The sequence below is a fragment of the Allobosea sp. 01N443 genome (assembly GCF_056399325.1).
The window spans coordinates 1-25,867 of sequence record NZ_JBFTRC010000015.1 but is presented as its reverse complement, the minus strand read 5'-3'; the positions used below and the strand labels follow the sequence as shown (position 1 = coordinate 25,867).

The following is a 25,867-nucleotide window of genomic DNA, read 5'->3' as shown; positions in this document are numbered from 1 at the left end:
CGCCATGCGTTGGGAAGATTATCGCCAGTCCGAGAATCTCGAGGACAGGCGCAATGGCGGCGGCGGCTTCGCGGGGCTTCCCGGCGGGCGCGGCGGTGTCGGCATCGGAACTATGGTCGTGCTTGGCCTTGTCGGCTGGGCTCTCGGGATCGATCCGCGCATCCTGATCGGTGGCGCCGAAATGCTCGGGGTCGGGCGCAGTGCTCCGACCCAGGAGAGCCGCCCGGCCTCAGGCCCGCCGCAGGATGAAATGGGTCGCTTCGTTTCGGCGGTGCTGGCGCAGAACGAGGATATCTGGACCAAGATCCTGCCGCAGCAGGCGAACCGCCGCTACGAACCGCCGAAGCTCGTGCTGTTCTCGCGCATCGATCGCTCGGGGTGCGGCACGGCACAGGCAGCGATGGGGCCGTTCTATTGCCCCGAAGACAAGAAGGTCTATCTCGACCTCTCCTTCTTCCAGGAGATGCAGCGCAAGCTCGGCGGTGGTGGTGACTTCGCCTATGCCTATGTGATCGGCCACGAGGTCGGCCATCACATCCAGAACCTGCTCGGTATCCTGCCCAAGGTGAACCAGCTGCGACAGCGCATCTCGGAGCGCGAATCGAATGCGCTGTCAGTGCGGGTCGAGCTGCAGGCGGACTGCTTCGCCGGCGTCTGGGCGCATAATGTCCAGGCGATGGGCCGAATCGACCAGGGCGATGTCGACGAGGCGATGCGGACGGCGGCGGCGATCGGCGATGACCGGCTGCAGCAAGCCTCGCAAGGCGTGGCCGTGCCCGATTCCTTCACCCACGGCTCGTCGGCGCAGCGCACACGCTGGTTCACGACCGGCTTCAAGTCCGGCTCGCTGCAAAGCTGCGATACCTTCCGGACGAACCAGCTTTAGATCATCGGACCCGATCTCGTATCCGATCCGATCTCACCTTCTGGGGTTGCGTCGGCTTTCCCCGAATACCGCGATCCACCTTTCGGGCCGATGCCTTGCGTCTCAGGATACGGCACGCTCCCGGCGCACCGAGAGACGCCGCGGCGCGGCATTCAGCCGCCCGGCCAGAACCAGCCCCTTCGGCACCACAAGGCCGGCCCGCAGCCGACGCGGGCCGAATGACAGCGCGGCGCGCTCCTTGAGCGCCGCAGCAACCCCGCTCAGCGGCAACAGGGCCGGCCTGTCGGGCGCCAGCAGCAGATGGCGCTCGGTCGCCTGAATCCAGTTTGGCTGCAGGATGTCCCCGGCGCTCAACAGAAGCAGCCAATCGCCGCGCGCCTGCGCGGCACCGGCATGCCAGCTTTCAGGCACGGCCGCCCTGACATAGGTCGCACCCGTCGCATCGGCGAGGCGTTCCACCTCCCCCTCACCATCCGCATCGACGACCACGGCATGGCCGAGGAAACCTTCGGCAACGGCCGGGATCAGCGCGGAAAAAGTCGCAGCGAGTGCTCTGGCCGGTCCGTCGGCCCTGATGACGGCTGTAAGCATGGCCCATTGATTATGACGCAGCGCAACATGCCGCAATCCCGCCACTTGCATTTTGTTCCCTATATGTTCACATTGATGGTCACGGAAACGCCGATTCTTACGGCCCTCTCAGGAACGGCTCAGCGCCATGCAGCAAGCCAGACCCAGTTCGCGACCGATCGCAGCCCAGCCGCTCAGGCGGCATGACGGCGAAACCCTGTCGGCATCCGCGCGTGTCGCTCCGGCTGACCCCCTCGCCTATGCCGGCCACCGCATCGATCCGGAACGACGGCGCGGGCGCGGGGCAACGATCAATCCAGGCGGACGCTTCGAGACCGAGCAGCGCGTCGCCGAAGATGATGGCTGGGGCTCTCTCGGCGAATTACCAGCCTTCAAGACCGAAGTCGCGATCGAGAAAGCGCGCACGATCATCACGCGGAATGATTCGCCGGATATTTCGTTTGACCGCTCGATCAACCCCTATCGCGGCTGCGAACATGGCTGCGTCTACTGTTTCGCGCGGCCGAGCCATGCCTATCTCGGGCTTTCGCCTGGGCTCGATTTCGAGAGCAAGTTGACAGCCAAGCCCGACGCCGCGCTGCTGCTCGAGAAGGAATTGTCTGCACCGTCCTACCAGCCGCGCACCATTGCGATCGGCACCAATACCGACGCCTATCAGCCGATCGAGAAGAAGCTGCGGATCATGCGCTCGATCCTGGAGGTGCTGGCGCGCTTCCGCCACCCGGTCGGCATCGTCACGAAATCGGCACTGGTACAGCGCGACATCGACATCCTGGCGCCGATGGCAGCGCAGGGCCTCGCCAAGGTCGCGATCTCGGTGACGACGCTCGATCCCAAGATCGCGCGCGGCATGGAGCCGCGCGCCGCCGCGCCGGCGAAGCGGCTGGAGACGATCAAGCGGTTGTCGGATGCCGGCATTCCGGTGACCGTGCTGGTCGCGCCGATCATCCCCGCGATCAACGAGCAGGAAATCGAGCGCATCCTCGACGCCGCCAAGGCCGCCGGGGCGCGCGAGGCCGGTTACGTGCTGCTGCGGCTGCCGCTGGAGGTGAAGGATCTCGTCCAGGACTGGCTCCTGACCCACCATCCAGACAAGCTGCGCCATGTCGTTTCGCTGATCCGCTCGACACGCGGCGGCAAGGATTACGACTCGGCCTGGGGCCAGCGTCAGGTCGGTTCCGGTCCCTATGCCTGGATGATCGGGCGGCGCTTCGAAATGGCAGCCGAACGCCTCGGCTTCAACGCGACGCGGTTGCGGTTGCGCAGCGACCTCTTCCTGAAGCCGGAGAAGGAAAAGGCACAGCTCAGCCTGTTCTAGACGACGGCCTTCCGGCATAAGCCCGGCAACGATTTCTTTCCTGGACCGGGCATGGCCGCCGATTTCAGCCGCGAGGCGCACGCAATTGAGCAAGGATTCTGGCCATTGGCCGGCGTCGACGAGGTCGGACGCGGGCCGCTGGCCGGGCCAGTGGTGGCGGCTGCCGTCATTCTCGACCCCGGCCTGATTCCGGCTGGCCTCGCCGATTCGAAGGAACTCAGCGCCGCAAGGCGCGAAGCGCTGTTCGGGGAGATCGCCAAAGCCGCGCTCGGTATCGGGATCGGCAGCGTCACAGCGCAGGAGATCGACGCGCTCAACATCAGGCAGGCGACGCTGCTCGCCATGAAGCGCGCGGTTGCCGGTCTGCCTGTCCAGCCGCGGCATGTGCTGGTCGATGGCAACGACCCTCCCACTCTGCCCTGCCCCTGCGATGCGATCATCAAGGGCGACGGCAGCGTGGCCTCGATTGCGGCCGCATCGATCATCGCAAAGGTGACCCGCGACCGGATGATGGCGCGCCTGGCGACGCATTATCCGGCCTATGGTTTTGCCGGGCATGCCGGATATGGCACGGCCGCGCATCGCGCCGCGATACAGACCCACGGCCCGTGCCCGGAGCACCGTTTTTCCTTCGCGCCGATCAAGGGCGTCTGGCGGCGCTGAGCGGTTGTGCGATGCCCGCGACACGTTAGCCGTTTCTTAACACCCGATCCGGATTCAGCTGGTTTGCCAATGCACTAGGCAAAAACTGCAGCCCCAAAACGAGACGCATTTTTTTCAACCCGGAAACCCGGCTTTTACCCTGACTCCCCCAAGATCGCGACTGTTGAAGTTGCGTAAATGGTTCGGCGTCATGGGTACCTCGCGTACCGGGACTGCCAGCGCCGCCGTCCGGATTCAGGTTTCGCGTACCGGACGGCCTGCGCTGCAGTCTCGGATGAAGGCTTCGAGCCTTTCATTTGATCTTCCGCTCGATCAGGTCGTCGTCGGCGACTGCATCGCCGCGCTCGACCGCCTGCCTCCGGCAAGCGTCGACCTCGTCTTCGCGGATCCACCCTACAATCTTCAGCTTGGCGGCGATCTCCGCAGGCCTGACGACAGCCTCGTCGATGCCGTCGACGACGACTGGGACAAGTTCGCCTCCTTCGCCGAGTATGACGCCTTCACGCGAGCCTGGCTGACCGCCTGCCGGCGGGTGCTGAAGCCGGACGGCGCAATGTGGGTGATCGGCTCCTATCACAACATCTTCCGCGTCGGCGCGATCCTGCAGGATCTCGGCTTCTGGATGCTGAACGACATCGTCTGGCGCAAGGCCAACCCGATGCCGAACTTCCGCGGCCGGCGCTTCACCAACGCGCATGAAACACTGATCTGGGCGGCGCGCGGCGAAAGCTCGAAATACACCTTCCATTACGAGGCGTTGAAGGGCGGCAATGACGACCTGCAGATGCGCTCGGACTGGTATCTGCCGCTCTGCACCGGCGAGGAACGTCTGAAGGACGCGTCCGGCGCCAAGGTGCATCCGACTCAAAAGCCGGAGGCCCTGCTGGCCCGCGTCATGCTTTCGGCTAGCAACCCCGGCGACGTGATCCTCGATCCGTTCTTCGGCACCGGCACCACGGGTGCCGTCGCGAAGGCTCTCGGTCGGCGGTTCATCGGCCTTGAACGCGACCCGGTCTATGCCGAGGCGGCGCGCAAGCGCATCGCCGCTGTCCAGCCATTGCCGCCCGAATCGTTCTCCACCGCGCCTTCGAAGCGCAGCGAACCGCGCGTGCCCTTCCTCAGCCTGGTCGAGGCCGGGCTGGTCAAGGCCGGTGAGAGTGTCGTCGACGAGAAACGCCGCCACAAGGCGACGATCCGGGCCGATGGCACGCTGTTGCTTGGCCCGGCTGTCGGCTCGATCCACAAGGTCGGAGCGCTGGCCCAGGGGTTACCCGCCTGCAATGGCTGGACCTTCTGGCATGTCGAGCGCCCGGAAGGGCTGACGCTGCTCGATTCACTGCGCGGCGAGATCAGGGCGCAGATGGCAGCGGCCTGAGCGCCTCGAGCCCTGCCTCGAGCGCTTTCAGGAAGACCGCCGGGAACGGCTCGTCACGGAGCCGCGCCAGCGGGGTGAAGCGGGAGCCTTGCGGCGCCGGCGTCGCCCGCGGGGCACGCGCGACAAGGACCGTGAGCTCCAGCGGAAAATGGGTGAAGACATGGCGAACGGGCGTTGCCAGCCTGCGCCACTGCGCCGGAAGCGGAGCATCCTGCAAGGCGTCAGCGAGGCGGTAATCCGCGCTCCATTGACCGGTCGGCACCTCCGCCATGCCTCCAAGCAGCCCCTTGGCCGGCCGCGTCCGCAGCAGAACCGCGCCATCCTCGCGCAGCAGCACGAAGGCAGCCCCGTAGCGGGTTGCCCCAGTCTTCTTCGCCGCCTTCCGCGGAAAGGTCTCCTGTGTCCCCGCCGCCCGTGAGACGCACGGCGCCTGCCACGGACAAATGCCGCAGGCTGGCGAGCGCGGCGTGCAGATCGTGGCGCCGAGATCCATCAGTGCCTGCGCGTAATCGCCCGGTCGTTCCGACGGCAACAGGGCCAGGGTGCGCTCCCTGATCAAGGGCTTGGCCCCCGGCAAAGCATCCTCGATTGCAAAGAGACGGGTCATGACGCGCTCGACATTGCCGTCAACCGCAACCGCCGGCCGGTTGAAGGCAATGGCTGCGACAGMGCCTGCCGTATAAGTTCCGATGCCCGGCAGTTCGCGCAGGCCTTCCTCGGTATCGGGAAAGCGACCCGCGTGCAGCGCCGAGACCGCTTTGGCGCAAGCATGCAGATTGCGAGCCCGCGAGTAGTAGCCGAGGCCGGCCCAGGCCTGCATGACCTCCTCGCTCGGCGCGTCGGCAAGAGCCCCAACCGTCGGGAACCGTGCCATGAACCGTTCGAAATAGGGCTTCACCGCCGCGATCGTGGTCTGCTGCAGCATGATCTCTGAGACCCAGACGCGATAGGGTTCGGCCCTCTCGCCGGGCAAGGCACGCCAAGGCAGGACACGGCGGTGGCGATCGTACCAGTCCAGGAGATCGGCGGCAGTCGCAGCAGGGGCGCGCATTGCGAGGGTCATGTCCCCGGTTTAGCGTGCCGTCCCCCAGCCGCAAGATGCTAACGTCCAAGATGCTAACGTCATTGAGCTCCCGCGATCACATGACCATATCGCCGGAGAGCCCTTCACCCCGCGACGCCCTCACGATCAAGCGGATCGTGCGCGTGAACCATGCCGGGGAATACGGCGCGATCCGCATCTACTCCGCGCAGATCGCAGTGGCGAAGCGGCTCACGCCCGACATCGTCCCGGCTTTGCAGCAGATGCTCACCGACGAAATCGACCATTGCGTCAGGTTCTATGCGGCCATGCCGGCACGCGGTTCACGTCCCTGCCGGATCATGAAGCTGTGGAGTCTCGGTGGCTCGCTGCTCGGCTTGATGACGGCATTGATGGGGCGACGCGCGATTTGGGTTTGCACCGCAGCGGTGGAAGAGACCGTACACCGTCATCTCGATGAACAAATGCATTTCCTACAGGGCCGAGACGCCGATCTCCACGCCGTCATCAACAGCATCCGCGAGGAAGAGCTGGCGCATCTTCATCATGCCGAAATGCAGCTCGGCAGCGAAGCAAGACACTCGCTGCAGACGATGCTGCAATCCGCCATTGCGATGGTGACCGAAATTCTGATCTGGCTATCGACTTGGGGGGATTCCACCCGCATGACACGCGCGCTGCGGCAAGCGCGCTCGTAACGGCGAACGACCATGTCGACAGCAACGCAAGCCATCCCCGCCCTCGAAACGCGCCGCCTGATCCTCAAGCCGCTGACGCTCGATGACGCACCAGCGATCCAGGCGCTGTTTCCGCACTGGGAGATCGTGCGCTATCTCACCAGGCGGGTGCCTTGGCCCTACCCGCCCGACGGCGCGCTCGCCTATCTGCATGAGGTCGCCGTGCCAGGAATGGCGCAAGGTACGGAATGGCACTGGAGCCTGCGGCTGAAGAGCGAGCCCGGCCAACTCGTCGGCCTGATCTCGCTCAGGGAGGGCGAGGACGAGAACCGCGGCTTCTGGCTCGGTCTGCCCTGGCAGCGACAAGGGCTGATGAGCGAAGCGRCCGCCGCCGTCACCGATTTCTGGTTCGATGTCCTCGGGCGTTCGGTGCTGCGCGTGCCGAAGGCCGCCGACAACACCGCGTCCCGCCGCATCTCCGAGAGTGGCGGCATGCGCGTCATCCGGGCCGAGATGCGCGATTATGTCGGCGGCCGGCATCTTTCGGAAATCTGGGAGATCAGCGCCGAGGAGTGGCGACGTCACCGGAACAGCTGATACARCTTCTGCCCTTGTCGCGCCGATGCGCCGGTCCCAGAATAGAGCATGGCTGCCAAACCCCTCGCCGACCTGATCGATGACTGCCTTGCGCCGGCGCTCGCCGCCCAGGGTTTTGCCGGGCGCGCCATCGTCTCGCACTGGCCGGAGATTGTCGGCGAGCGGCTGGCAGCACGATCGCGGCCGCTCAAGATTGACTGGCCGCGCCGACGCCCGGCGCCCGGCGAGACATCGGAACCGGCAACGCTCGTGGTGCGCGTCGAGGGCGCCTTCGCGCTCGACATGCAACAACTCGGGCCCGTGGTCCTCGAGCGGGTCAACACCCATCTCGGCTGGCGTGCCGTCGGCAAGCTCGTGCTGAAACAGGGACCGGTCGAGGCCCCGCAGCAGAAGCCGGCGCCTCCGCCGCCCGACCCGGCCCTCGTTGGGCGGATCGCGCAGCAGGTCGCCCATATCGAAGACCCGGGACTGCGGGCCGCGCTGGAACGGCTCGGCCTGGGCGTCGCTCAGAAATCCGCCACCACGAGATGACACGGCTTCGTGAGGAAGCCGTCATTCCCCGTGAACCGATCTTGCCACATTCGTGTTGGCCACTATGGTCCCGACACCGATTTGGCCCCTTAGGATATTGCACGATGACGAACAGGCGACAGCTTCTGACCGGCGCGGCCGGGATCGCAGCCGCCGCGATGCTGGGTTCCGCTCCGGCCCGGGCGCAATCCGCGACTGCCGACCTCGCTGTCGCCGGCCCTCTGGGCGATGTCTGGCTCGGCAAGCCCGACGCCAAGGTCACCATCATCGAATACGCCTCGCTGACCTGCAGCCATTGCGCGAGCTTCCACCGCGATACCTGGCCGGCGCTGAAGGCGAAATATATCGACACCGGCAAGGCRCGCTTCACGCTGCGCGAATTCCCGCTCGATCCGCTGGCGACGGCGGGCTTCATGCTGGCGCGCTGCAACGGCAACGACAAATACTACCCGATGTCGGATCTGCTGTTCGATCAGCAGCGCAACTGGGCTTTCACCGAGAAGCCGGTCGATGCGCTGGCCGCGATGGTGAAGCAGGCCGGTTTCACACAGGAATCTTTTGAAGCCTGCTTGAAACGGCAGGATATCTATGACGCCGTCACACAAGTGAAGGATCGCGGGGCCAAGGCTGGCGTCGACTCGACGCCGACCTTCTTCATCAACGGGCAAAAGCGTGCAGGTGCGCTTTCGATCGCGGAATTCGACAAGATCCTCGAGCCGCTGCTGGCCGGYTAAGCCCACGCGCCATCCTGCCACCCTGGACGATGAGGCGCGTCGATGCATCTGACGCGCCTCAAGCTGACCGGCTTCAAGACCTTCGTCGAGCCGTCCGAGTTCCTGATCGAGCCAGGCCTGACGGGAATCGTCGGCCCCAATGGCTGCGGCAAGTCCAATCTCGTCGAAGCCCTGCGCTGGGTGATGGGCGAGAGTTCGTTCAAGAACATGCGCGCGTCCGGCATGGACGACGTCATCTTCGCCGGATCCTCCGAACGTCCCGGCCGCAACATGGCCGAAGTCGCGCTCACCCTCGACAATAGCGACCGCAAGGCTCCCGCGGCCTTCAACGATACCGATGTCCTCGAAGTGACCCGCCGGATCGAGCGCGAGGAAGGCTCGACCTATCGCGTCAATGGCAAAGAGGTGCGCGCCCGCGACGTGCAACTGCTCTTTGCCGATGCGGCGACCGGAGCCCGCTCGCCGGCCCTGGTGCGGCAGGGGCAGATCAGCGAACTGATCGCCGCCAAGCCGCAATCGCGTCGCCGCATCCTTGAAGACGCCGCCGGCATCGCGGGCCTGTACAGCCGCCGACACGAGGCCGAACTCCGACTCAGGGGGGCGGAAGAAAATCTGACGCGGCTGGAGGACGTGCTTGGCGAGATCGGCACGCAGGTCGACGCCTTGCAGCGGCAGGCGCGGCAGGCCGGGCGCTATCGCAGCCTTGCCGCCGACATCCGCCGTGCCGAGGCGACGCTCGCCCTGATCGCCCATCGCGACGCGCGCGAACATGCGGCCGCTGCCGATCGGGCCCTGGAAGCGGCGGTCCGCGGCGTTGCCGAACAGACAGGCATCCAGGCCGAAGCGGCACGCCATCAGGCCGTCGCGGCGCATGCGCTGCCGGCGCTACGCGAGGCCGAGGCCGCCGCAGCCGCCGCCCTGGTCAGGCTGAAGCGCGGCCTTGATGAGCTCGAGGCGGCAAACAGACGCGCCAAGCTACGCGCAGACGAGCTTGGCAAGCGCCTGACCGAGTTGCAGAGCGATCTGACGCGCCAGGACAGGCTCGCCGACGATGCCGCCGAAAGTCTCGCGCGGCTGACCGGAGAGGATGAGACGCTTGCCGGCGAAGCCAGCGCGGCCACGACCGTGGGAGAGGCTGCAGGAGCCTCGCTGGCCGAGGCCGAAGCGATCCTGCTTCAGGCAGAGGGTGAGCATTCCACGGCACAGGCCAGATTGTCGGAATTCGCGGCCCGCCGCGACGCCATGGAGCGGACGCTCCGTGACGCCCGGAACCGCGAGGCCAGGAATGTCGCGGAGCAGGACAGGTTGCGTCGCGACCTTGCCGCGCTCGACGCAGATGATGCCGCGGCTCAACTCGACAGGCTGACGGGCGCGCGTGCTCAGGCCGAGGAGACCATGCTGGAGATGGATTCGGCGGCAGCCAGCGCAAGAGCTGTTCTGGGTGCAGCCCGAGAAGAAGAGACCCGGCTGCGCGCGCCGCTGGCCGAGGCAGATCGCGCAGCCCAGCGCCTCGACACGGAAATCCGCACGCTGCAGAAACTTCTGGCACCGGCGGCCGGCGATCGCTGGCCGGCGATCCTCGAAGCGATCAGCGTCACGAAAGGGTTCGAGACCGCACTTGGTGCGGCCCTTGGCGACGATCTCGACGCCGCCTCCGACACTGCTGCCCCGGCTCATTGGCGCGACATGGGCAATGCTGCGGGGGACCCTGCCCTTCCCGATGGCGCCGAGGCGCTGGCCCGGCATGTGCGCGGTCCGCAAGCCCTGGCGCGGCGCCTGGCCCAGGTCGGCATCGTGCCGCGCGAAGAGGGCGCGAGGCTTCGCGCCTCGTTGCAGCCCGGCCAGCGCCTGGTCTCACGCGAAGGCGACATCTGGCGCTGGGACGGCTTCACCAGCGCGGCGGAGGCCCCATCCCCAGCGGCCCGCCGCCTCGCCGAAAAGAATCGCCTTGGCGACCTCGAACGCGAGGCGGAGGCCGCGCGCAAAGCTGCAGAGATTGCGCGGCAGGGCCTCGATACCGCCAGCAAGACGGTTCGCGCCTCCGCGCAGGCTGAAACGGCCGCCGTCGAAGCCGTGCGGCTCGCCCGCCGCGATCTGGATCAGGCCCGAGAGCGGCTCGCAAGCGCCGAGCGCAAGGCCGGCGAGACAGCCGCGCGCCGCTCGGCTCTCGATGAGGCCGTCGCCCGCCTGGGCCAGGCGATCGCGGAAGCGACGACCCAGGCTTCTGCAGCCGAAGAGGCGCTCGCCGCCCTGGCGCCGGCGACCGAGCTCGAAAGCGTCCTCCTGAAGGCGCGCGCCGTCCTCAGTGAACAGCGCGCAGCCGCTTCGGATGCGCGTGCCCGCGTCCAGACCCTGGCGCGAGAGGCGGAGCTTCGCGAGCGACGCCGCGCCACGATCTTCGTCGATATCCGGGCCTGGCAGGAACGAGCCAGGGCGAGCGCCCAGACCGCTGACGAGACGAAGCGGCGCATCGCGACTGCGGAGATCGAGCGCAAGGCGCTGCTCGACGCACCGGACACCTTCCTGGTCGAGCGCAGGCGCCTGGTCGGCGAGATCGAGGCGGCCGAGACGGCACGCCGCGAGGCGGCTGACCGCCTGGCCACGGCGGAGACCGCCCAGGCTGAGGCCGATCGGCTGGCCAGAGCGGCCCTGGAAACCCTCTCTGGTGCACGCGAGGTCCGCGCCTCCGCCGAGGCGCGCCTGGAGGCAGCCCGACAGCGCCTGGTCGATGTGGAGCGGCAGATCGAGGACGGGCTCGAGACAGGGCTCGCCGGGCTCCAGGAACTGACTCTGATCAAGCCGGGCGAAGCGCTGCCGAATCCCGCCGAAATCGAAGGTCGCCTCGCAGGCCTGAGGACCGAACGCGAACGTCTGGGCGCTGTGAACCTGCGTGCCGAGGACGAGCTCGTCGAAATCCAGACCAAGCGCGCGGGCCTGACAGGGGAGCGCGACGACCTGAGCGAGGCGATCCGGCGCCTGCGCCAGGCCATCGGCGCGCTGAACCGCGAAGGCCGCGAGCGGCTGCTGGCCGCGTTCGAGGTGGTGCACGAACACTTCCAGCGTCTGTTCGGCATCCTGTTCGGCGGTGGCACGGCCGAGCTCCGGCTGGTCGACTCGGAGGATCCTCTCGAGGCGGGGCTGGAAATCTTCGCGCGCCCCCCGGGCAAAAAGCCGCAGGTGATGACGCTGCTCTCCGGCGGCGAGCAGGCCCTGACCGCGACCGCCCTGATCTTCGCCGTGTTCCTGACCAACCCCTCGCCGATCTGCGTGCTCGACGAGGTCGACGCGCCGCTCGATGACGCCAATGTCGAGCGCTACTGCGATCTGCTCGACGATATGGCCCGAAATACCGAGACGCGCTTCATTTTGATCACCCACAACCCCATTACCATGGCGCGCATGGAACGGTTGTTCGGCGTGACCATGGCCGAGCGAGGGGTCAGCCAACTGGTCTCGGTCGACCTCGCAACAGCGGAACAAATCCGCGAAGCCGTCTGAAAAAAAGCCACATTCGGGTTCGCAATGCGGCAAGAATGCCGCACAAAGCACTAATATCAAATAATTTCAACAACTTAACACCAATCCCCATGCCTTGACAGTCGCCGGAGCGGACAATAAAGGAAACGCGCTGACAACGGCTCGGCCTGCGGGTCCGGACAGGTTCGTGGCAATTTCGGACGCGGTCGTGGCCATGACACGGTCGGAAGGGAGTTGCTGATGTCTGAATCCGACCCGAACGGCTCCGATCCGAAGTTGCGGGAAAGACTGGACTCGCTGAAGGCCGCCCTCGGGCGTGCTGAAGCCGCCGAAAAGGCGGATTCAGAGAAGGCGGGTCCCGACAAAGCGCTTGCTGGCGCGATGTCATCAGGTTTTCGCGCGGCCACGGATATGGCTGGCGGCGTTATCGCTGGTGCCCTGATCGGGTATTTCGGCGACCGGTGGTTGGGAACGTCGCCGTTCCTGCTGATCGCCTTCCTGGTGATCGGAACCATCGCCGGCCTGCGCTCCGCCTATCGGCTCGGAACGCGCCCTTCCTCACCGAAGGGCGGCGAACCGGAACGTTGAATGTGTTTGCAGTGCCCCGAACCGGGGCAATTTAGGGGTGACTTATGGCGGCTGGCGGCGGAATCGATCCGATCCACCAATTCGAGATCAAGCCGATCCTGGGCCTGCGGCCGTTCGGCCTCGATCTGTCCTTCACCAATGCTTCGCTGTTCATGGTGGTGGCCGTCGCGGTGATCTCCGCCATCATGATCTATGGCTCCAGCCAGCGGGCGACGGTTCCAGGCCGCCTGCAGTCGCTCGCCGAGATGCTCTACGAGTTCGTCGCGTCCACCATCACAGGCGTGATGGGTCGGGACGGGATGCGCTTCTTCCCCTTCGTGTTCTCGCTCTTCATGTTCGTGCTGACCGCGAACATGCTCGGCATGGTCCCGGGTTCGTTCACCGTCACAAGCCAGATCATCGTGACGGCGGCCTTCGCCTTCCTCGTGATCACCGTCGTGCTGGTCTACGGAATCACGAAGCATGGCAGCCATTTCTTCGGCCTGTTCGTGCCGTCAGGCGTGCCGGGCTGGCTGCTGCCCTTCATGGTCCTGATCGAAGCCGTCTCCTTCATGTCCCGGCCGATCTCGCTCAGCCTGCGCCTGTTCGGCAACATGCTGGCCGGCCACATCGCGCTCAAGGTCTTCGGCGGCTTCGTCGTCGCCCTGACCGGCGCCGGCATCTACGCCACACTGGCGCCGCTGCCGCTGTTCCTGGCCGTCGCGCTGACCGCGCTTGAGTTCCTCGTCGCTTTTCTGCAGGCCTATGTCTTCACGATATTGACCTGCGTCTATCTCAACGACGCTCTCCATCCGGGACACTGACCGGGCGAGCTCGCGAGACTTCACCCTTCCACCACTCTCAACTGTTTTACATCGGAGAAAGACTATGGATCCCGTCGCAGCTAAGTATATCGGCGCTGGTCTCGCCAGCCTCGGCATGGGCCTCGCCGCTATCGGCGTCGGCACCATCTTCGGCAACTTCCTGTCCGGCGCCCTGCGCAACCCGTCGGCTGCCGACGGTCAGTTCCCGCGCGCCTTCATCGGCGCGGCGCTCGCGGAAGGTCTCGGCATCTTCGCGTTCGTCGTCGCGCTCGTTCTGCTCTTCGTCGTCTGACGAGCATTCACTGCGGCTCCGCAGGCGTTATCATGCGCCGCGGAGCCGTCATTCGTTGACGCAACCTTCAGAGGCGTTCCATGCAGGTTCGCGCTTCCCGCGCACAGCGCATCGGGGTCGTATCAGCCGCCGCCAGCGTTATGGCGGTTTCGGCCGACACGGCGTTCGCGAAGGGCGCTTTCCCCCCCTTCGACCCGACCTTCTTCGCCAGTCAGATCTTCTGGCTCGCGATCAGCTTCGGTGCGCTCTATTGGCTCATGTCGCGGATCGCCCTGCCGCGTGTCGGCGAGGTTCTGGCCGAACGCAGCACGACGATCGCTCGCGATCTCGACCAGGCCACCGAGATCCACGCCAAGGTCGAGGCCGTCGCCAAGGACCATGAGCACGCGCTCGCCGAAAGCCGCCGCAACGCCCAGGCCATCGCTCAGGAGGCTCGCACCGCCAGCGCTCGCGAGACCGATGCCAAGCGTCACGCAACCGAAGCGGAGCTCGGCGCCAAGCTCGCAGCCGCCGAGAAGACAATCGCGGATCGCAAGACCGCCGCGATGAAGCATGTCGAGACGATCGCTGCCGGCGCTGCCGCCGAGATCGTCGGCAAGCTGACGGGTCAGAGCCCCACCGACGCCGAGACCGCTGCCGCGGTCAAGTCCGTCCTGAGCGCCTGAGGAGACCGAACCATGGATACCGTCTGGGTTGCGGTTGCCCTCGTCATCTTCCTCGGCATTCTGGGGTATTTTGGCGTCCACAAGTCGCTTCTGAGCGCACTCGATTCGCGCGGCGAGAAGATTGCCCGCGAGCTTTCCGAAGCCCGCCGGCTGCGTCAGGAGGCTGCCAAGCTGCTCGCCGAGTACGAGGCGAAGCGCAAGGCTGCCGAAGGTGAAGCCGAGGCGATCGTCGCCGCAGCCAAGGACGAGGCGATCCGCCTTGCCACCGAGGCTGAGGAGAAGCTCGCCGATTTCGTCACCCGCCGGACCAAGTCCGCCGAGGACAAGATCGCGCAGGCCGAGATGGAGGCTGCCGCGGAAGTCCGCGCTGCCGCCGCCGAGGCCGCTACGCTGGCCGCCGAAGGCATCCTGCGCAGCCAGATGGGCGGCAAGGCTGCCGAAAGCCTGTTCGCGACCGGTCTGAAGGAAATCAAATCCAAGCTGAACTGAGCGATCAGTTCAGCCAGGGAATGCGACGCCGCGAACCTCCGGGTTTGCGGCGTTGTCGTTTTCACATCCTGCGCGCGCCGGATTCGGCCGAGCACATAGAACCTCGCCGAGATGGAGGCCCCATCCTGATCGCTCGCCTGGCACTGGCCACGATTGTTGTGCTCGCCTGCGCCATGCCGGCCCGCGCAATGGAGGAGGTCTCGTTCTCGTCACGCGACGGCACCGTCCTGACCGGCTGGATCGCCAAGCCCGCTGGAAGAGGCCCCTTCCCCGCCGTGGTTGCCCTGCACGGCTGCAGCGGCCTCTGGCGAGCCTCTGGAGGGCTTAGCGCACGCGAGAGCGACTGGAGTGCCAGGCTGGTCGCTGCTGGCTTCCTCGTGCTCCTGCCCGACAGTTTTCGCCCGCGCGGGATCGTAGCGCTTTGCAATGACCGCGAACGTGCGCTGCGGCCGGCGGATCGCGCCAGCGATGCCCTCGGCGCCGCCGACTGGCTCGCCCGTCAGCCCTTCGCCAAACCCGCCGGGATACATCTGATCGGCTGGTCGAATGGCGGCTCGACAGCGCTCCATGTCGCCGCCGATCGCGCGGCCGCGGGCCCCGGAGGGTTTCGGGCGATCATCGCCTTCTATCCTGGCTGCAGGGTCCTGCTGAAACGCGGCTGGCGCGCTCGGGTGCCGACGACGATCCTTCAGGGACTGGCAGATGACTGGACACCAGCGGCGCCCTGCCAGGCGCTGGCACGGCAAGGCGGAGCGCGCTTCGTGGGCTTCGCCGGCGCCTATCACGATTTCGACCATCCGGACCTGCCGCTCCGGGAGCGCCGCGCGGCCTATTCGCAGCGCCCGGACGGCAAGGTGACGATCGGGACGGATGTCGCGGCGCGCGCCCAGGCCATCAGCGACGTGATGGCGATCCTCCGGGCGCCCTGACGCCTCAGTTGACGGCGGTGACCGCCTTCACAGTCGCGGCCCTGGCAGGGGCTGCAACCGGGCTCGGAGCAGCCGGTGCCGGACGCGCCTCGAGCTTGGCGGGCTGTACTTTCGGCTTGGGTTTGCGCGCCTGGATCGTCGATGTGACGATGCCCTGCGGCGTGTCCAGCCCATAGATGTCCTCGCGGAACTGGACCAGCCCATCGGCGCCCTGCCAGCCGGTCAGATAGACCCAGGCCACGGGCACCGCCTTCTTCAGCCGGATGTCCTTGCGCTCGCCCTTGGCGATCTCGGCCACGATCACCGGCTCGGTCCACTCGGTGCCTTCGAGCAGCCAGGCGGCGAGGTCGCGCACCCCTTCGATGCGCGCACAGCCGGAAGAGTTGAAGCGAACATCCGAACGGAACAGCGTCTTCTTCGGCGTGTCGTGCATGTAGACCGCCTCGGTATTCGGCATGTCGATCTTGAGCTGGCCAAGCGCGTTGAGCGGTCCAAAATCCTGCCGAACGGTGAAATACGGCGAGGTCAGGCCTGCCCAGTTCACGGTCGCCGGATCGATCTCCCGATTTTCTGCTCCGAGAAGGCGCATGTTCGACTTCACGATGAAGTCGGGCTCCTTGCGCATCTTGGGGATGATGTCGGCCTTCACGATCGAGGTCGGCACGGTCCAGTAGGGGTTGAGGTTCACCGAGGTGATATTGGCCTGGAGCACCGGCGAGGGTCGATCGGGGCGACCGACAACCGCGAGATGCTTGCGCTGGACCACGCCGTTCTCGACCGCCTCGACGCTGGCGCCGGGGATGTTCACGACGACATAGCGCTCGGCAAAGACGAAGCCGTTGCTCTTCAGCCGCTCCAGGGTCGCGGTCAGCTGGTTCAGCCGGACTTCAACGGGAACGTTCAGCGCCTTGAGCGTCAGGCGGCCGACCGTTCCGAGATCGGACAGGCCGTGACGAACCTGGAAGCGCTTCACGGCTGCGATCGTCGCAGCGTCATAGATGTCGCCGGGCAAGGCCGTCGGCGGCAGATCTCCGCTCAACATCAGGCGCTGCTTCAGTGCGACGACATCCGGCCCCTGCGAATCCGGCTTCAGGGCGGAGACACTGCCGGCGAGCCTGGGCCAGCCACCACGCGACGCGATCTCCTCATGGGAGATCAGCGCCTCAAGCGTGCGGTCATAGGTGTTGGGGCCGTAGCTCGGCTCCTGTGCACGAGCGATGCCGACCGTCAGAACGAGCGCGGCAACGGCAACTGCGGAGCTCCGGACAAAAGAGCGATACATCGACTGTTCCCAAGGTGCGAAAACACGCACCGAGGAAATCATCCTCGCACATGGTCAAGGAATGCTTAAGACCGCGAGGGGATATGACGATAGGGCAGCGTCCGATCGCTGCCCTATCGATTAAGCATCCTTACTCAGCCGCAGCTGCTATCGGCTCCGGCTTCACCCATTTCAGGATCGGCTGCCGGGCAGCGCGCGTCTCGTCGAGACGGCGGATCGGGGCATGGTGCGGCGCCGCGGTGAAGCGGGCCTTGTCATTGCCCTTCGCGGCCATGGCCAGATCGCGCAGCGTCGCAATGAAGAGGTCGAGCGAGGCCTTCGATTCCGACTCGGTCGGCTCGATCAGCATCGCGCCATGGACGACCAGCGGGAAATACACGGTCATCGGGTGATACCCCTCGTCGATCATCGCCTTGGCAAAGTCGAGCGTGGTGACGCCGGTGCCCTTCAGCCACTCATCGTCGAACAGCGCCTCGTGCATCGAGGGGTGGTCGGGAAACGGCAGCGACATCAGGTCGGACAGGCCGGCGCGGATGTAGTTGGCGCTCAGCACCGCATCCTCGGAGGCCTGCTTCATGCCGTCGGCGCCATGGCTCAGCATATAGGCGAGCGCACGCACATACATGCCCATCTGGCCGTGGAAGGCGGTCATGCGGCCGAAGGGATCATTGCCCGCCGGCGCGTCGCCGGCGTGCTCCACGAGCCGCGCCGCACCACCCTCGACATGGATGAAAGGCACCGGCGCATAGGGAGCCAGCCTGCTCGACAGCACGACCGGACCGGCGCCTGGGCCGCCGCCGCCATGCGGCGTCGAGAAGGTCTTGTGCAGGTTGATATGCATGGCGTCGACGCCGAGGTCACCCGGCTTCGCCTTGCCGACGATGGCGTTGAAGTTCGCGCCATCACAATAGAAATACGCGCCGGCCGCATGCAGGGCAGCCGCGATTTCGACGATCTGCGGCTCGAAGATGCCGCAGGTATTGGGGTTGGTCAGCATGATCGCGGCAATGTCCGGCCCGAGCAGGGCCTTGACGTCCTCGACCGCCACCGTGCCGTCCGGGCGCGCCGGGACGGACCGGACCTCGAAGCCGATCAGCGCCGCGGTCGCCGGGTTGGTGCCGTGCGCCGATTCCGGCACAAGCACGACCTTGCGGGTCTCGCCCTCGCCCTTGGCGGCAATGGCGGCCTTGATCGCCATCATCCCGCAGGCCTCGCCATGGGCACCGGCCTTGGGCGACAGCGCCACGGCCGGCATGCCGGTCAACGTCATCAGGTACCGCGCGAGCTCCAGCATCAGCTCGAGCGCGCCCGGCACGGTCGAAACCGGCTGGAGCGGATGGACGTCCGAGAAGCCCGGCAGCCGCGCCATCTTCTCGTTGAGGCGGGCATTGTGCTTCATCGTGCAGGAACCGAGCGGGAAGAGCCCGGTGTCGATGCCGTAGTTCTTCTGGCTCAGGCGGACGTAGTGACGCATCGTCTCCGGCTCGGAAAGACCGGGCAGGCCGATGCCGTCCTTGCGCGCATGCTTGCCGAGGCGGCTCTTGAACGGCGCCGGCTTCTCGATATCGACGCCGGTCGTCTCATGATGGCCGATCTCGAAGATCAGCGGTTCGATCTGCTGCAGCGCGCGATTGCCGGTGAAGGTCTCGCGGCCATGATCCACGGAGGAAGCAGCCTGGGTGGGACGTCCCTGACGGTTCAGCATCACAGCACCTCCACGAGCGCCGCCACGAAGGCCGCCCGATCCTCATCCGTGTTGATCTCGGTATTGGCGACGATCAGCAGATCGTCGAGCCCGGCTCCCGGCAGCAGGCGCGAGGCCGGCACCCCACCAAGCACGCCCCTCTCGACCAACGCCTCGACGACCTCGGCCGCCGGCTTCGACAGCTTCAGCGTGAACTCGTTGAAGAAGCTGTCGTTGAGCAGCTTCACCCCCTTCACGCCGGCCAGCATGTCGGCCAGCTTCACGGCATTGGCGTGATTGAGCTCGGCCAGACGCGCGAGCCCGGCCTCGCCGAGCAGGGTCATGTGAATGGTGAAGGCCAGCACGCAGAGGCCGGAATTGGTGCAGATGTTCGACGTCGCCTTGTCGCGCCGGATGTGCTGCTCGCGGGTCGAGAGCGTCAGCACGAAGCCGCGATGTCCGTCGGCATCGACGGTCTCGCCGCAGAGCCTGCCCGGCATCTGGCGCAGATATTTCGTCTTGGCGGCGAAGAGGCCGACATAGGGACCACCGAAGTTCAGCGCATTGCCGATCGACTGGCCTTCCCCGACGACGATATCGGCGTCCATCGCGCCTGGAGGCGTGACCGCGCCGAGCGACACGACCTCGGTGAAGACGGCGATCAGAAGCGCACCATGGGCATGGGCCTTGTCGGCGATCGGCTTCAGGTCGCGGAGATTGCCGAAGACGTCCGGAGACTGGACGACGACGCAGGATGTTTGATCGTCGATCTGCGCGAGGATGTCCTCGTTAGCGGCGACATCGGGCGCCAGCGCCACGACCTCGTCGCTCGCCATGCCGGACAGGGTCTTCACCACATCGGTGTAGTGGGGATGCAGCCCCCCCGATAGGACCGCCTTGCGGCGCTTGGTGACGCGGTGAGCCATCAGCACGGCCTCGCCGGTCGCGGTCGAGCCGTCGTACATCGAGGCGTTGGCGACCTCCATGCCGGTCAGCGCGGCGATCTGGGTCTGGAATTCGAAGAGGTATTGCAGCGTGCCCTGCGCAATCTCGGGCTGATAGGGCGTGTAGCTGGTCAGGAATTCCGAGCGCTGGATCAAGTGATCGACGGTCGCCGGAACGTGGTGCTTGTAGGCGCCTGCACCCACGAAGAACKGAGCCGCGGAGGCTGCGACATTCCTGGCGGCCATCCGGCCCATGATGCGCTCGACCTCGAGTTCACCCTTGGCGCGCGGCAGGTCGAGCGGAGCCTTCAGCAGCTTGCCGGTGGGCACGTCGCTGAACAGGGCGTCGATATCGGGAACGCCGATGCGCGCGAGCATGTCCTCGCGGTCGGTGTCGGTGAGGGGCAAATAGCGCATCGGGGTTTCCTTGATCATTCCAGGTCCGGGCGCAGCGCGCGCCCGGCACCGGACATTCAGGTCATGGGCAATGAATCGCTGCTCACAGCGTCTTCACGTAGTCCTGGTACTCGGCCTCGCTGAGCAGGCCCTCGAGCTCGGCAGGATTGGTCAGCTTCAGCTTGACGAACCAGCCCTTGCCGGCCGGGTCCTCATTGACCGCGCCAGGCGCAGCCTCGAGCTCGCTGTTGACGGCGACAACCTCGCCCGAGACCGGGGCATAGACCTCGGACGCGGCCTTGACGCTCTCTACCACAGCAGCCTCGCCGCCCTTGGCGACCGCCTTGCCGACGGAAGGCAGCTCGACGAAGACGACATCGCCGAGCTGGCCCTGGGCATAGTCGGTGATGCCGATGGTGCCGGTGTCACCCTCGATGCGGATATATTCGTGGTCCTTGGTGTAACGGGTCTCGGCCATGATGGTCCTCCAGATCAGGATAGGGTCGGGAATCAGCGCTTGTAGCGGTTGGGCACGAAGGGCATCGGCGCGACGGTCGCCGCCAACGGCTTGCCGCGCACGATCAGGTCAAGGCGCGTGCCGGGAGCCGAGTGGGCCTTTGCGACATACCCCATCGCGCAGGGCGCGTTGAGCGTCGGGCCGAAGCCGCCGGATGTGACCTTGCCGACGATCTCGCCTTCCGGCGTCGCAATATCGGCGCCTTCGCGGGCAGGAGCGCGGCCCTCGGGCAGGAGCCCGATGCGGACGCGCGAAACGCCTTCCGCGAATTCGCGCTGGATGCGGGCCGCTCCCGGGAAGCCGCCTTCCTCGCGCCGCCGCTTCTGGATCGACCAGTTCAGCCCGGCCTCGACCGGCGAGGTCGTGGTGTCGATATCGTGCCCGTAGAGGCAGAGCCCTGCCTCGAGGCGCAGCGAATCGCGGGCACCGAGTCCGATCGGCTTGACGCGCGGATCGAGCAGGAGCGCGTCCCAGATCTCGCCTATCCTGTTTGCCGCGGCGGAAATCTCGTAGCCGTCCTCGCCGGTATAGCCGGAGCGGCTGAGATTGGCCTTGACGCCCGCCACCTTCATGCTGCGCGCACTCATGAAGCCCATCTCGGCGGCCTCGGGCGCCAGCGCGGCGAGCGATTCAGCGGCAGCAGGCCCTTGCAGCGCGATCAACCCGCGATGTTCCGCGCGGACGAGCTTCACATTGGCCGGCAGGCGCGCCTCGATATGGGCGTAGTCGGCCGTCTTGCAGGCCGCATTGACGATGAGGAGGAGAGCGCCGTCCTCGTCGGGCTCGCTGGAGCGCGTGACCATCAGATCGTCGAGGATGCCGCCATTCTCATCGAGGAGCTGCGAATAACGCTGTTTGCCGGGAGCGAGGTTGACGATGTCGGCGKGGACCAAAGCCTCGAGCGCGCGCGCGGTGGTCTCGTGATCGGGCCCGAGCAGAAAGGCCTGCCCCATATGCGAGACGTCGAAGAGCCCGGCCTTCTCGCGCGTCCAGTTATGCTCGGTGAGAATACCCATCGGGTACTGCACCGGCATGTCATAACCGGCAAACGGCACCATACGGGCACCGAGCATGACATGACGGGAATGAAGCGGGGTCTTGAGCAGCGCCTCGGCGCCTGCGGCATCAGCTTCAACGGCTTCGGCAGCCATGGCGGCCCCTTCCAGAATCGAGCGCAAGCCMCGGACGGAATGTCCGGAGCGCGCCCCCTCTGTCTTGGGACCTGAGAGATTTCCCCGAACCGGCAGGATCAGCCGGACAGGTTACACCCGTCGGTGGGCGGAGTTGCATCCGCCGCTTTCCAGAGCGCCAATTCCCACGCGGTCCGTTTGCCTGAGCGTTTCCGGGGCGGTTGCGCCTTCGGCGCCGGGCCTGGACAAGTCCGGACCCGGTCTCTCCCGCGGGGATGATGCGGCGTCAGCACAGATACAAGACGCCGCCTTCGAGTCAATCGGCGCCTTGCCTCAGTTCACGGCAAACACCGGCGCCATTCGCGACTGCAGGACTACCGGCGCCGCGCGCGAGCCGGCGCCGCAGCGCCAGCGGTGTTGAGGCCGACGATGATCTCGACGTCGCCCTTGCCCGCCGGGACGACAATGCCGTCCTCGATATGGGTGAAATCGGTGCCCGCCTGACCGGACGAGATCGTGCCGCCGACGCGCGCCGCACGGCGTGCAACGACGGTCGTCCCGCGCAGGACCTCCGTGCTCATCGACGCATAATAGCTGCCGGGGCCACCGGCCGGACCAGCCAGCACACGGCCTTCGGCACCCACCTTCAGCCTGAAGCCGCCACCGCCCGTCGGCGTGCACTCGCGCGCCACGTTCAGGATCGAAATCTGGTGCCGCAGGCTACCGCTATCGGGGCCGGACTGGGCGCGAATGGCAGCGCCACCATCGGCAATGGTCACGCTCGGGCAGACGAAGTCCGCCTCCTGATCGACCAGCGGCTTCTCCACCGGCGGAGGTGGCTTGGTCGACTGGAACATCACGATATTGCTCAGCGTCTGCATGCCGCTCTGCTCGCCCGCGGGCGAGCGCGAACCGCAGCCGGCAAGGCCAAGGCACAGCACAGAAGCAGCCAGCATAGTCAGCCGGCGAGGCATCACGTCATTCACGGCAGGGTCTCCACGCCAGGCCCGAATCCGGAAAGCGAGACGGGGATACCCACGCCCTCCTCCGGAGTCTGAAATACGATGAATGTGGCGCTTTTTCCGGCCTTGAGCTGGCCGAGCAGCGTATCGTCCATCACCACCTCGGCAACGCAGCCCGTGGTCAGGCAACGAACGAAGCCAGCGCGGCCGATGTCCTTGTCGTCGATCTTGAGACCGAGCCCCGACGGCAGCAGCACACCCAGGGGCGCCACGACACGCAGAAGCCGGCTCTTCTGGTCGGCCGTCTTCAGCACGATCACCAGCAGCGTCAAATTCGGCCGATCCTCGGCCGCGACATTCTGCACGAGCGCGCATTGCTCAGCCTTGGCGCCAGGCGGCACCTCGCAGCGCAACTGCCAATCGCCGTGCGTCGACTTCACAGCGCCCTGGGCGAAAGCCACGCTGCTCGAACCCAGACATACGCCCACGGCCGCCAGCGCAGCCGCGAAGACAGGTCCGATGAACTTGCCCATCCCCGTCATTCCCTTCAAACCGGCACGAATAGCCGGACATCGCCCCCTGAAGCCGGATCGCCCTTGCGGGAATCGTTCGTCCGATTCCGACAAAACCGCCATCCGTCTCTAATCATATTCGAGAGGGCGATCCATGTTTTGAGGGATGCCAGAAGGGCTTCCACACAAAACAATCACGCTCCGAATGTGCCTGCGTTGGGACCATGCAGACCCCGCCCTGTCAAGGACAGAGCCACAACGGAAGCACTTCTTGAGGCCGAGACCTCGCGTGATTATGCCGCACGGGCTGCGTGGAAGGCCTGCATTGCCCCTCTGGCGCAAGCGTGATCTTTGATTTATCGCAATGCCGAAGAACGAGGCGGGCCGATCAGCCGGCCTCGTTGCGCGTGGGCCGCATAGACAAGGACAGCGGGCCGCGACGGGATCACAGGAGCTATGTCGGACCGATGCGATTTCTGAGCAGGACCATTGCAACAGTGGCCGCAGCGGCCCTCGCCGCGGGCGCGACGACGCTTCTTCCTGAAAGTGCGCTGGCCGGCACCGGCATGCCTTCGCCCTGGCAGATGAATCTGCAGGGCGCCGCCACCGAGGTCTCGGAATACATTCACTGGTTCCATGACTGGCTTAACGTGATCATCTTCACGATCTCGATTTTCGTGCTGGGGCTGCTGATCTATGTCGCGTGGCGCTTCAACGAGAGGAAGAACCCCGTCCCCTCCAAGACGACGCATAATGCGCTGCTTGAAGTGGCCTGGACGGTCATCCCGGTCCTGATTCTCGTCGTCATCGCCATTCCCTCCTTCCGCCTGCTCAAGCTCCAGCTCGAGATTCCGCAGTCGGACCTGACCGTTAAGGTCACCGGCAAGCAGTGGTACTGGTCCTACGAATATCCGCAGGACGGCGGCGCCTTCGGCTTCGATTCGCTGATGCTCGACGAAAAGCAGCGCGCCGAAGCGATCGCCAGCAACAAGATCGCCGCAGCCGAGGCTCCGCGCCTGCTCGCTGTCGACAACGAGGCGGTCGTGCCGGTCGGCAAGGTCGTGCGCGTCCAGGTCACCGCGGCCGACGTCATCCACAAGTTCACCGTGCCGTCCTTCGGCATCAAGATCGACGCCATCCCCGGCCGTCTCAACGAGACCTGGTTCCGCGCCGATCGCGAAGGCATCTATTATGGCCAGTGCTCGTTCATCTGCGGGCAGAACCACGCCTATATGCCGATCGCGTTCCGCGTCGTGAGCGCCGAGCGCTATGCGGCCTGGCTTGCCGAATCGAAGAAGAAATTCGCCAGCGCCGGCGACGCCGCCGGCAAGGTCGCCGCCGCGGCCGAGTGAACGAACCAGATCTGACTGAACTCACGCGAACAGATTTCGCACGAGGAGACGAATCCATGGCAACTGCGGCTCCGGGCGCCCACGCCCACGCACACGGACATGATGACGCCCACGCCCACCCGACCGGGTGGCGGCGCTGGCTGCTCTCGACCAATCACAAGGACATCGGGACGCTCTACCTGACCTTCTCGATCATGGCTGGTCTGGTCGGCGGCTTCCTCTCGATCATGATGCGCATCGAGCTGCAGCAGCCCGGCCTGCAGATCTTCGCCAACGGCCAGAGCTACAACGTCTTCGTCACCGGCCACGGCCTGATCATGATCTTCTTCATGGTCATGCCCGCCGTGATCGGCGGCTTCGGCAACTGGTTCGTGCCGCTGATGATCGGCGCGCCGGACATGGCCTTCCCGCGCATGAACAACATCTCGTTCTGGCTGACCGTCGCCGGCTTCGTGCTGCTGGTCATCTCGATGTTCGTCGAAGGCGCACCTGGCGCCCACGGCGTCGGCACGGGCTGGACGATCTATCCGCCCTTCTCGTCGGCAGGCCACCCAGGTCCTTCGGTCGATTTCGGCATTCTCGCGCTTCACCTCGCGGGCGCTGCCTCGATCCTCGGCGCGATCAACTTCATCACCACCATCCTGAACATGCGCGCGCCTGGCATGACCATGCACAAGATGCCGCTGTTCGCCTGGGGCGTTCTGGTCACCGCCTTCCTGCTGCTGCTGTCGCTGCCCGTGCTCGCCGGCGCCATCACCATGCTGCTGACCGACCGCAATTTCGGCACCACCTTCTATGACCCGGCCGGTGGCGGCGATCCGGTGCTCTACCAGCACCTGTTCTGGTTCTTCGGTCACCCCGAAGTGTACATCATGATCCTGCCGGCTTTCGGCATCGTCAGCCACATCATCTCGACCTTCTCGAAGAAGCCGATCTTCGGCTATCTCGGCATGGCTTATGCGATGGTGGCGATCGGCGTCGTCGGCTTCATCGTGTGGGCGCACCACATGTACACCGCCGGTCTCTCGCTCAACACGCAGCGCTACTTCGTCTTCGCCACGATGGTGATCGCGGTGCCGACCGGCATCAAGATCTTCTCCTGGATCGCGACGATGTGGGGCGGCAGCCTGCGCTTCACCGCGCCGATGCTCTGGGCTATCGGCTTCATCTTCCTGTTCACCGTCGGCGGCGTGACCGGCGTGGTGCTGGCCAATGCCGGCGTCGACCGCTCGCTGCATGCGACCTATTACGTCGTGGCCCACTTCCACTACGTGCTGTCGCTCGGCGCCGTGTTCGGCATCTTCGCCGGCTTCTACTACTGGTTCCCGAAGATGTCGGGCTATGTGATGCCGGACTGGATCGGCAGGCTGCACTTCTGGGTCGCCTTCTTCGGCGCCAACCTGCTGTTCTTCCCGCAGCATTTCCTTGGCC

25 protein-coding genes, 1 pseudogene and 2 riboswitches are annotated in these 25,867 nt (G+C 65.9%); of the genes and pseudogenes, 17 read left to right on the top strand and 9 right to left on the bottom strand.

Translation table 11 applies throughout. The features are described 5' to 3' along the window. Nucleotides 1–4 precede the first annotated feature (4 nt). The gene (gene ypfJ, locus AC1DRP_RS06775) at nucleotides 5–886 is read left to right on the top strand and encodes a KPN_02809 family neutral zinc metallopeptidase (protein WP_069877471.1); all 882 of its coding nucleotides are present in this window, start codon (nucleotides 5–7) and stop codon (nucleotides 884–886) included. A gap of 102 nt (nucleotides 887–988) precedes the next feature. Here the strand turns inward: ypfJ and AC1DRP_RS06770 are convergent, their stop codons facing one another. Beyond that, complete coding sequence (locus tag AC1DRP_RS06770) at nucleotides 989–1,477, bottom strand: glycosyltransferase family A protein (protein WP_441506456.1); 489 nt, start codon at nucleotides 1,475–1,477, stop codon at nucleotides 989–991. A gap of 127 nt (nucleotides 1,478–1,604) precedes the next feature. Here AC1DRP_RS06770 and AC1DRP_RS06765 point away from each other — a divergent pair, with 127 nt between their 5' ends. The 3 genes from AC1DRP_RS06765 to AC1DRP_RS06755 all read left to right on the top strand — a co-directional run bounded on the left by AC1DRP_RS06765 (nucleotide 1,605) and on the right by AC1DRP_RS06755 (nucleotide 4,833). Next, nucleotides 1,605–2,795, top strand: coding sequence for a PA0069 family radical SAM protein (locus AC1DRP_RS06765; protein WP_441506455.1), 1,191 nt, complete (start codon nucleotides 1,605–1,607; stop codon nucleotides 2,793–2,795). 51 nt (nucleotides 2,796–2,846) lie between these two features. Next, nucleotides 2,847–3,458 carry a ribonuclease HII gene (gene rnhB / locus AC1DRP_RS06760; RefSeq protein ID WP_441506454.1) on the top strand — a complete coding sequence of 204 codons (612 nt, stop codon included), beginning with the start codon at nucleotides 2,847–2,849 and terminating at the stop codon, nucleotides 3,456–3,458. A 190-nt stretch (nucleotides 3,459–3,648) separates the two neighbouring features. Next, complete coding sequence (locus AC1DRP_RS06755; protein WP_113512834.1) at nucleotides 3,649–4,833, top strand: site-specific DNA-methyltransferase; 1,185 nt, start codon at nucleotides 3,649–3,651, stop codon at nucleotides 4,831–4,833. Here AC1DRP_RS06755 and mutY read toward each other — a convergent pair. Beyond that, nucleotides 4,814–5,884, bottom strand: a pseudogene (mutY, locus tag AC1DRP_RS06750) (A/G-specific adenine glycosylase); the annotation flags it as partial. The gene AC1DRP_RS06755 and the pseudogene mutY overlap by 20 nt on opposite strands. 92 nt (nucleotides 5,885–5,976) lie before the next feature. Here mutY and AC1DRP_RS06745 point away from each other — a divergent pair. The 11 genes from AC1DRP_RS06745 (at nucleotide 5,977) to AC1DRP_RS06695 (ending at nucleotide 15,657) form a co-directional block, all read left to right on the top strand. Beyond that, nucleotides 5,977–6,573 (top strand): demethoxyubiquinone hydroxylase family protein, encoded by a 597-nt coding sequence (locus AC1DRP_RS06745; RefSeq protein WP_441506555.1) that lies wholly within the window; start codon nucleotides 5,977–5,979, stop codon nucleotides 6,571–6,573. Between the two features lie 12 nt (nucleotides 6,574–6,585). Next, complete coding sequence (locus AC1DRP_RS06740) at nucleotides 6,586–7,149, top strand: GNAT family N-acetyltransferase (RefSeq protein WP_476768149.1); 564 nt, start codon at nucleotides 6,586–6,588, stop codon at nucleotides 7,147–7,149. A 48-nt stretch (nucleotides 7,150–7,197) separates the two neighbouring features. Next, nucleotides 7,198–7,680, top strand: coding sequence for a DUF721 domain-containing protein (locus AC1DRP_RS06735; protein WP_441506452.1), 483 nt, complete (start codon nucleotides 7,198–7,200; stop codon nucleotides 7,678–7,680). A 104-nt stretch (nucleotides 7,681–7,784) separates the two neighbouring features. Further along, nucleotides 7,785–8,414, top strand: coding sequence for a DsbA family protein (locus AC1DRP_RS06730; protein WP_441488923.1), 630 nt, complete (start codon nucleotides 7,785–7,787; stop codon nucleotides 8,412–8,414). A gap of 42 nt (nucleotides 8,415–8,456) precedes the next feature. Beyond that, nucleotides 8,457–11,912, top strand: a complete 3,456-nt coding sequence (gene smc, locus AC1DRP_RS06725) for a chromosome segregation protein SMC (RefSeq protein WP_441506450.1) — start codon at nucleotides 8,457–8,459, stop codon at nucleotides 11,910–11,912. A 219-nt stretch (nucleotides 11,913–12,131) separates the two neighbouring features. After that, the gene (locus AC1DRP_RS06720) at nucleotides 12,132–12,479 is read left to right on the top strand and encodes an AtpZ/AtpI family protein (RefSeq protein ID WP_113512844.1); all 348 of its coding nucleotides are present in this window, start codon (nucleotides 12,132–12,134) and stop codon (nucleotides 12,477–12,479) included. Between the two features lie 44 nt (nucleotides 12,480–12,523). Next, entirely contained in the window at nucleotides 12,524–13,282 is a 759-nt protein-coding gene (locus tag AC1DRP_RS06715) for a F0F1 ATP synthase subunit A (protein WP_441506449.1), read from the top strand. A gap of 64 nt (nucleotides 13,283–13,346) precedes the next feature. Then, on the top strand, nucleotides 13,347–13,574 hold the full coding sequence (locus tag AC1DRP_RS06710) for a F0F1 ATP synthase subunit C (protein ID WP_043231023.1): 228 nt from the start codon (nucleotides 13,347–13,349) through the stop codon (nucleotides 13,572–13,574). Between the two features lie 80 nt (nucleotides 13,575–13,654). After that, complete coding sequence (locus AC1DRP_RS06705) at nucleotides 13,655–14,239, top strand: F0F1 ATP synthase subunit B family protein (protein ID WP_441506448.1); 585 nt, start codon at nucleotides 13,655–13,657, stop codon at nucleotides 14,237–14,239. Nucleotides 14,240–14,251: 12 nt separating this feature from the next. After that, on the top strand, nucleotides 14,252–14,728 hold the full coding sequence (locus AC1DRP_RS06700) for a F0F1 ATP synthase subunit B family protein (protein ID WP_441488920.1): 477 nt from the start codon (nucleotides 14,252–14,254) through the stop codon (nucleotides 14,726–14,728). Nucleotides 14,729–14,901: 173 nt separating this feature from the next. Further along, entirely contained in the window at nucleotides 14,902–15,657 is a 756-nt protein-coding gene (locus AC1DRP_RS06695; protein ID WP_476768148.1) for a dienelactone hydrolase family protein, read from the top strand. Nucleotides 15,658–15,661: 4 nt separating this feature from the next. Here AC1DRP_RS06695 and AC1DRP_RS06690 read toward each other — a convergent pair whose 3' ends face one another. The 7 genes from AC1DRP_RS06690 to AC1DRP_RS06660 form a co-directional block, all read right to left on the bottom strand. Beyond that, on the bottom strand, nucleotides 15,662–16,939 hold the full coding sequence (locus AC1DRP_RS06690) for a L,D-transpeptidase family protein (protein ID WP_441506446.1): 1,278 nt from the start codon (nucleotides 16,937–16,939) through the stop codon (nucleotides 15,662–15,664). A 130-nt stretch (nucleotides 16,940–17,069) separates the two neighbouring features. After that, nucleotides 17,070–18,644 carry an aminomethyl-transferring glycine dehydrogenase subunit GcvPB gene (gene gcvPB, locus AC1DRP_RS06685; protein ID WP_441488917.1) on the bottom strand — a complete coding sequence of 525 codons (1,575 nt, stop codon included), beginning with the start codon at nucleotides 18,642–18,644 and terminating at the stop codon, nucleotides 17,070–17,072. Continuing rightward, nucleotides 18,644–19,984: an aminomethyl-transferring glycine dehydrogenase subunit GcvPA gene (gcvPA, locus tag AC1DRP_RS06680; protein ID WP_476768147.1), complete on the bottom strand. Its 1,341-nt coding sequence runs from the start codon at nucleotides 19,982–19,984 to the stop codon at nucleotides 18,644–18,646. Before gcvPA ends, gcvPB begins: the two co-directional genes overlap by 1 nt. Nucleotides 19,985–20,066: 82 nt before the next feature. After that, entirely contained in the window at nucleotides 20,067–20,441 is a 375-nt protein-coding gene (gcvH, locus tag AC1DRP_RS06675) for a glycine cleavage system protein GcvH (RefSeq protein ID WP_113512857.1), read from the bottom strand. A 32-nt stretch (nucleotides 20,442–20,473) separates the two neighbouring features. Then, nucleotides 20,474–21,631, bottom strand: coding sequence for a glycine cleavage system aminomethyltransferase GcvT (gene gcvT, locus AC1DRP_RS06670; protein WP_476768146.1), 1,158 nt, complete (start codon nucleotides 21,629–21,631; stop codon nucleotides 20,474–20,476). Nucleotides 21,632–21,688: 57 nt separating this feature from the next. Next, nucleotides 21,689–21,786: riboswitch (glycine riboswitch) on the bottom strand. A 4-nt stretch (nucleotides 21,787–21,790) separates the two neighbouring features. Next, nucleotides 21,791–21,890, bottom strand: a riboswitch (glycine riboswitch). Between the two features lie 94 nt (nucleotides 21,891–21,984). Continuing rightward, nucleotides 21,985–22,596 carry a hypothetical protein gene (locus tag AC1DRP_RS06665; RefSeq protein ID WP_441506444.1) on the bottom strand — a complete coding sequence of 204 codons (612 nt, stop codon included), beginning with the start codon at nucleotides 22,594–22,596 and terminating at the stop codon, nucleotides 21,985–21,987. Next, on the bottom strand, nucleotides 22,593–23,105 hold the full coding sequence (locus AC1DRP_RS06660; protein ID WP_441488912.1) for an invasion associated locus B family protein: 513 nt from the start codon (nucleotides 23,103–23,105) through the stop codon (nucleotides 22,593–22,595). The genes AC1DRP_RS06665 and AC1DRP_RS06660 overlap by 4 nt, the downstream gene beginning before the upstream one ends. Nucleotides 23,106–23,551: 446 nt before the next feature. Between AC1DRP_RS06660 and coxB the strand changes: the two genes are divergently transcribed. Further along, nucleotides 23,552–24,436, top strand: a complete 885-nt coding sequence (coxB, locus tag AC1DRP_RS06655) for a cytochrome c oxidase subunit II (protein ID WP_441488911.1) — start codon at nucleotides 23,552–23,554, stop codon at nucleotides 24,434–24,436. A gap of 56 nt (nucleotides 24,437–24,492) precedes the next feature. Beyond that, a partial coding sequence (locus AC1DRP_RS06650) for a cytochrome c oxidase subunit I (RefSeq protein WP_476768145.1) occupies nucleotides 24,493–25,867 on the top strand: 1,375 nt, incomplete at its 3' end.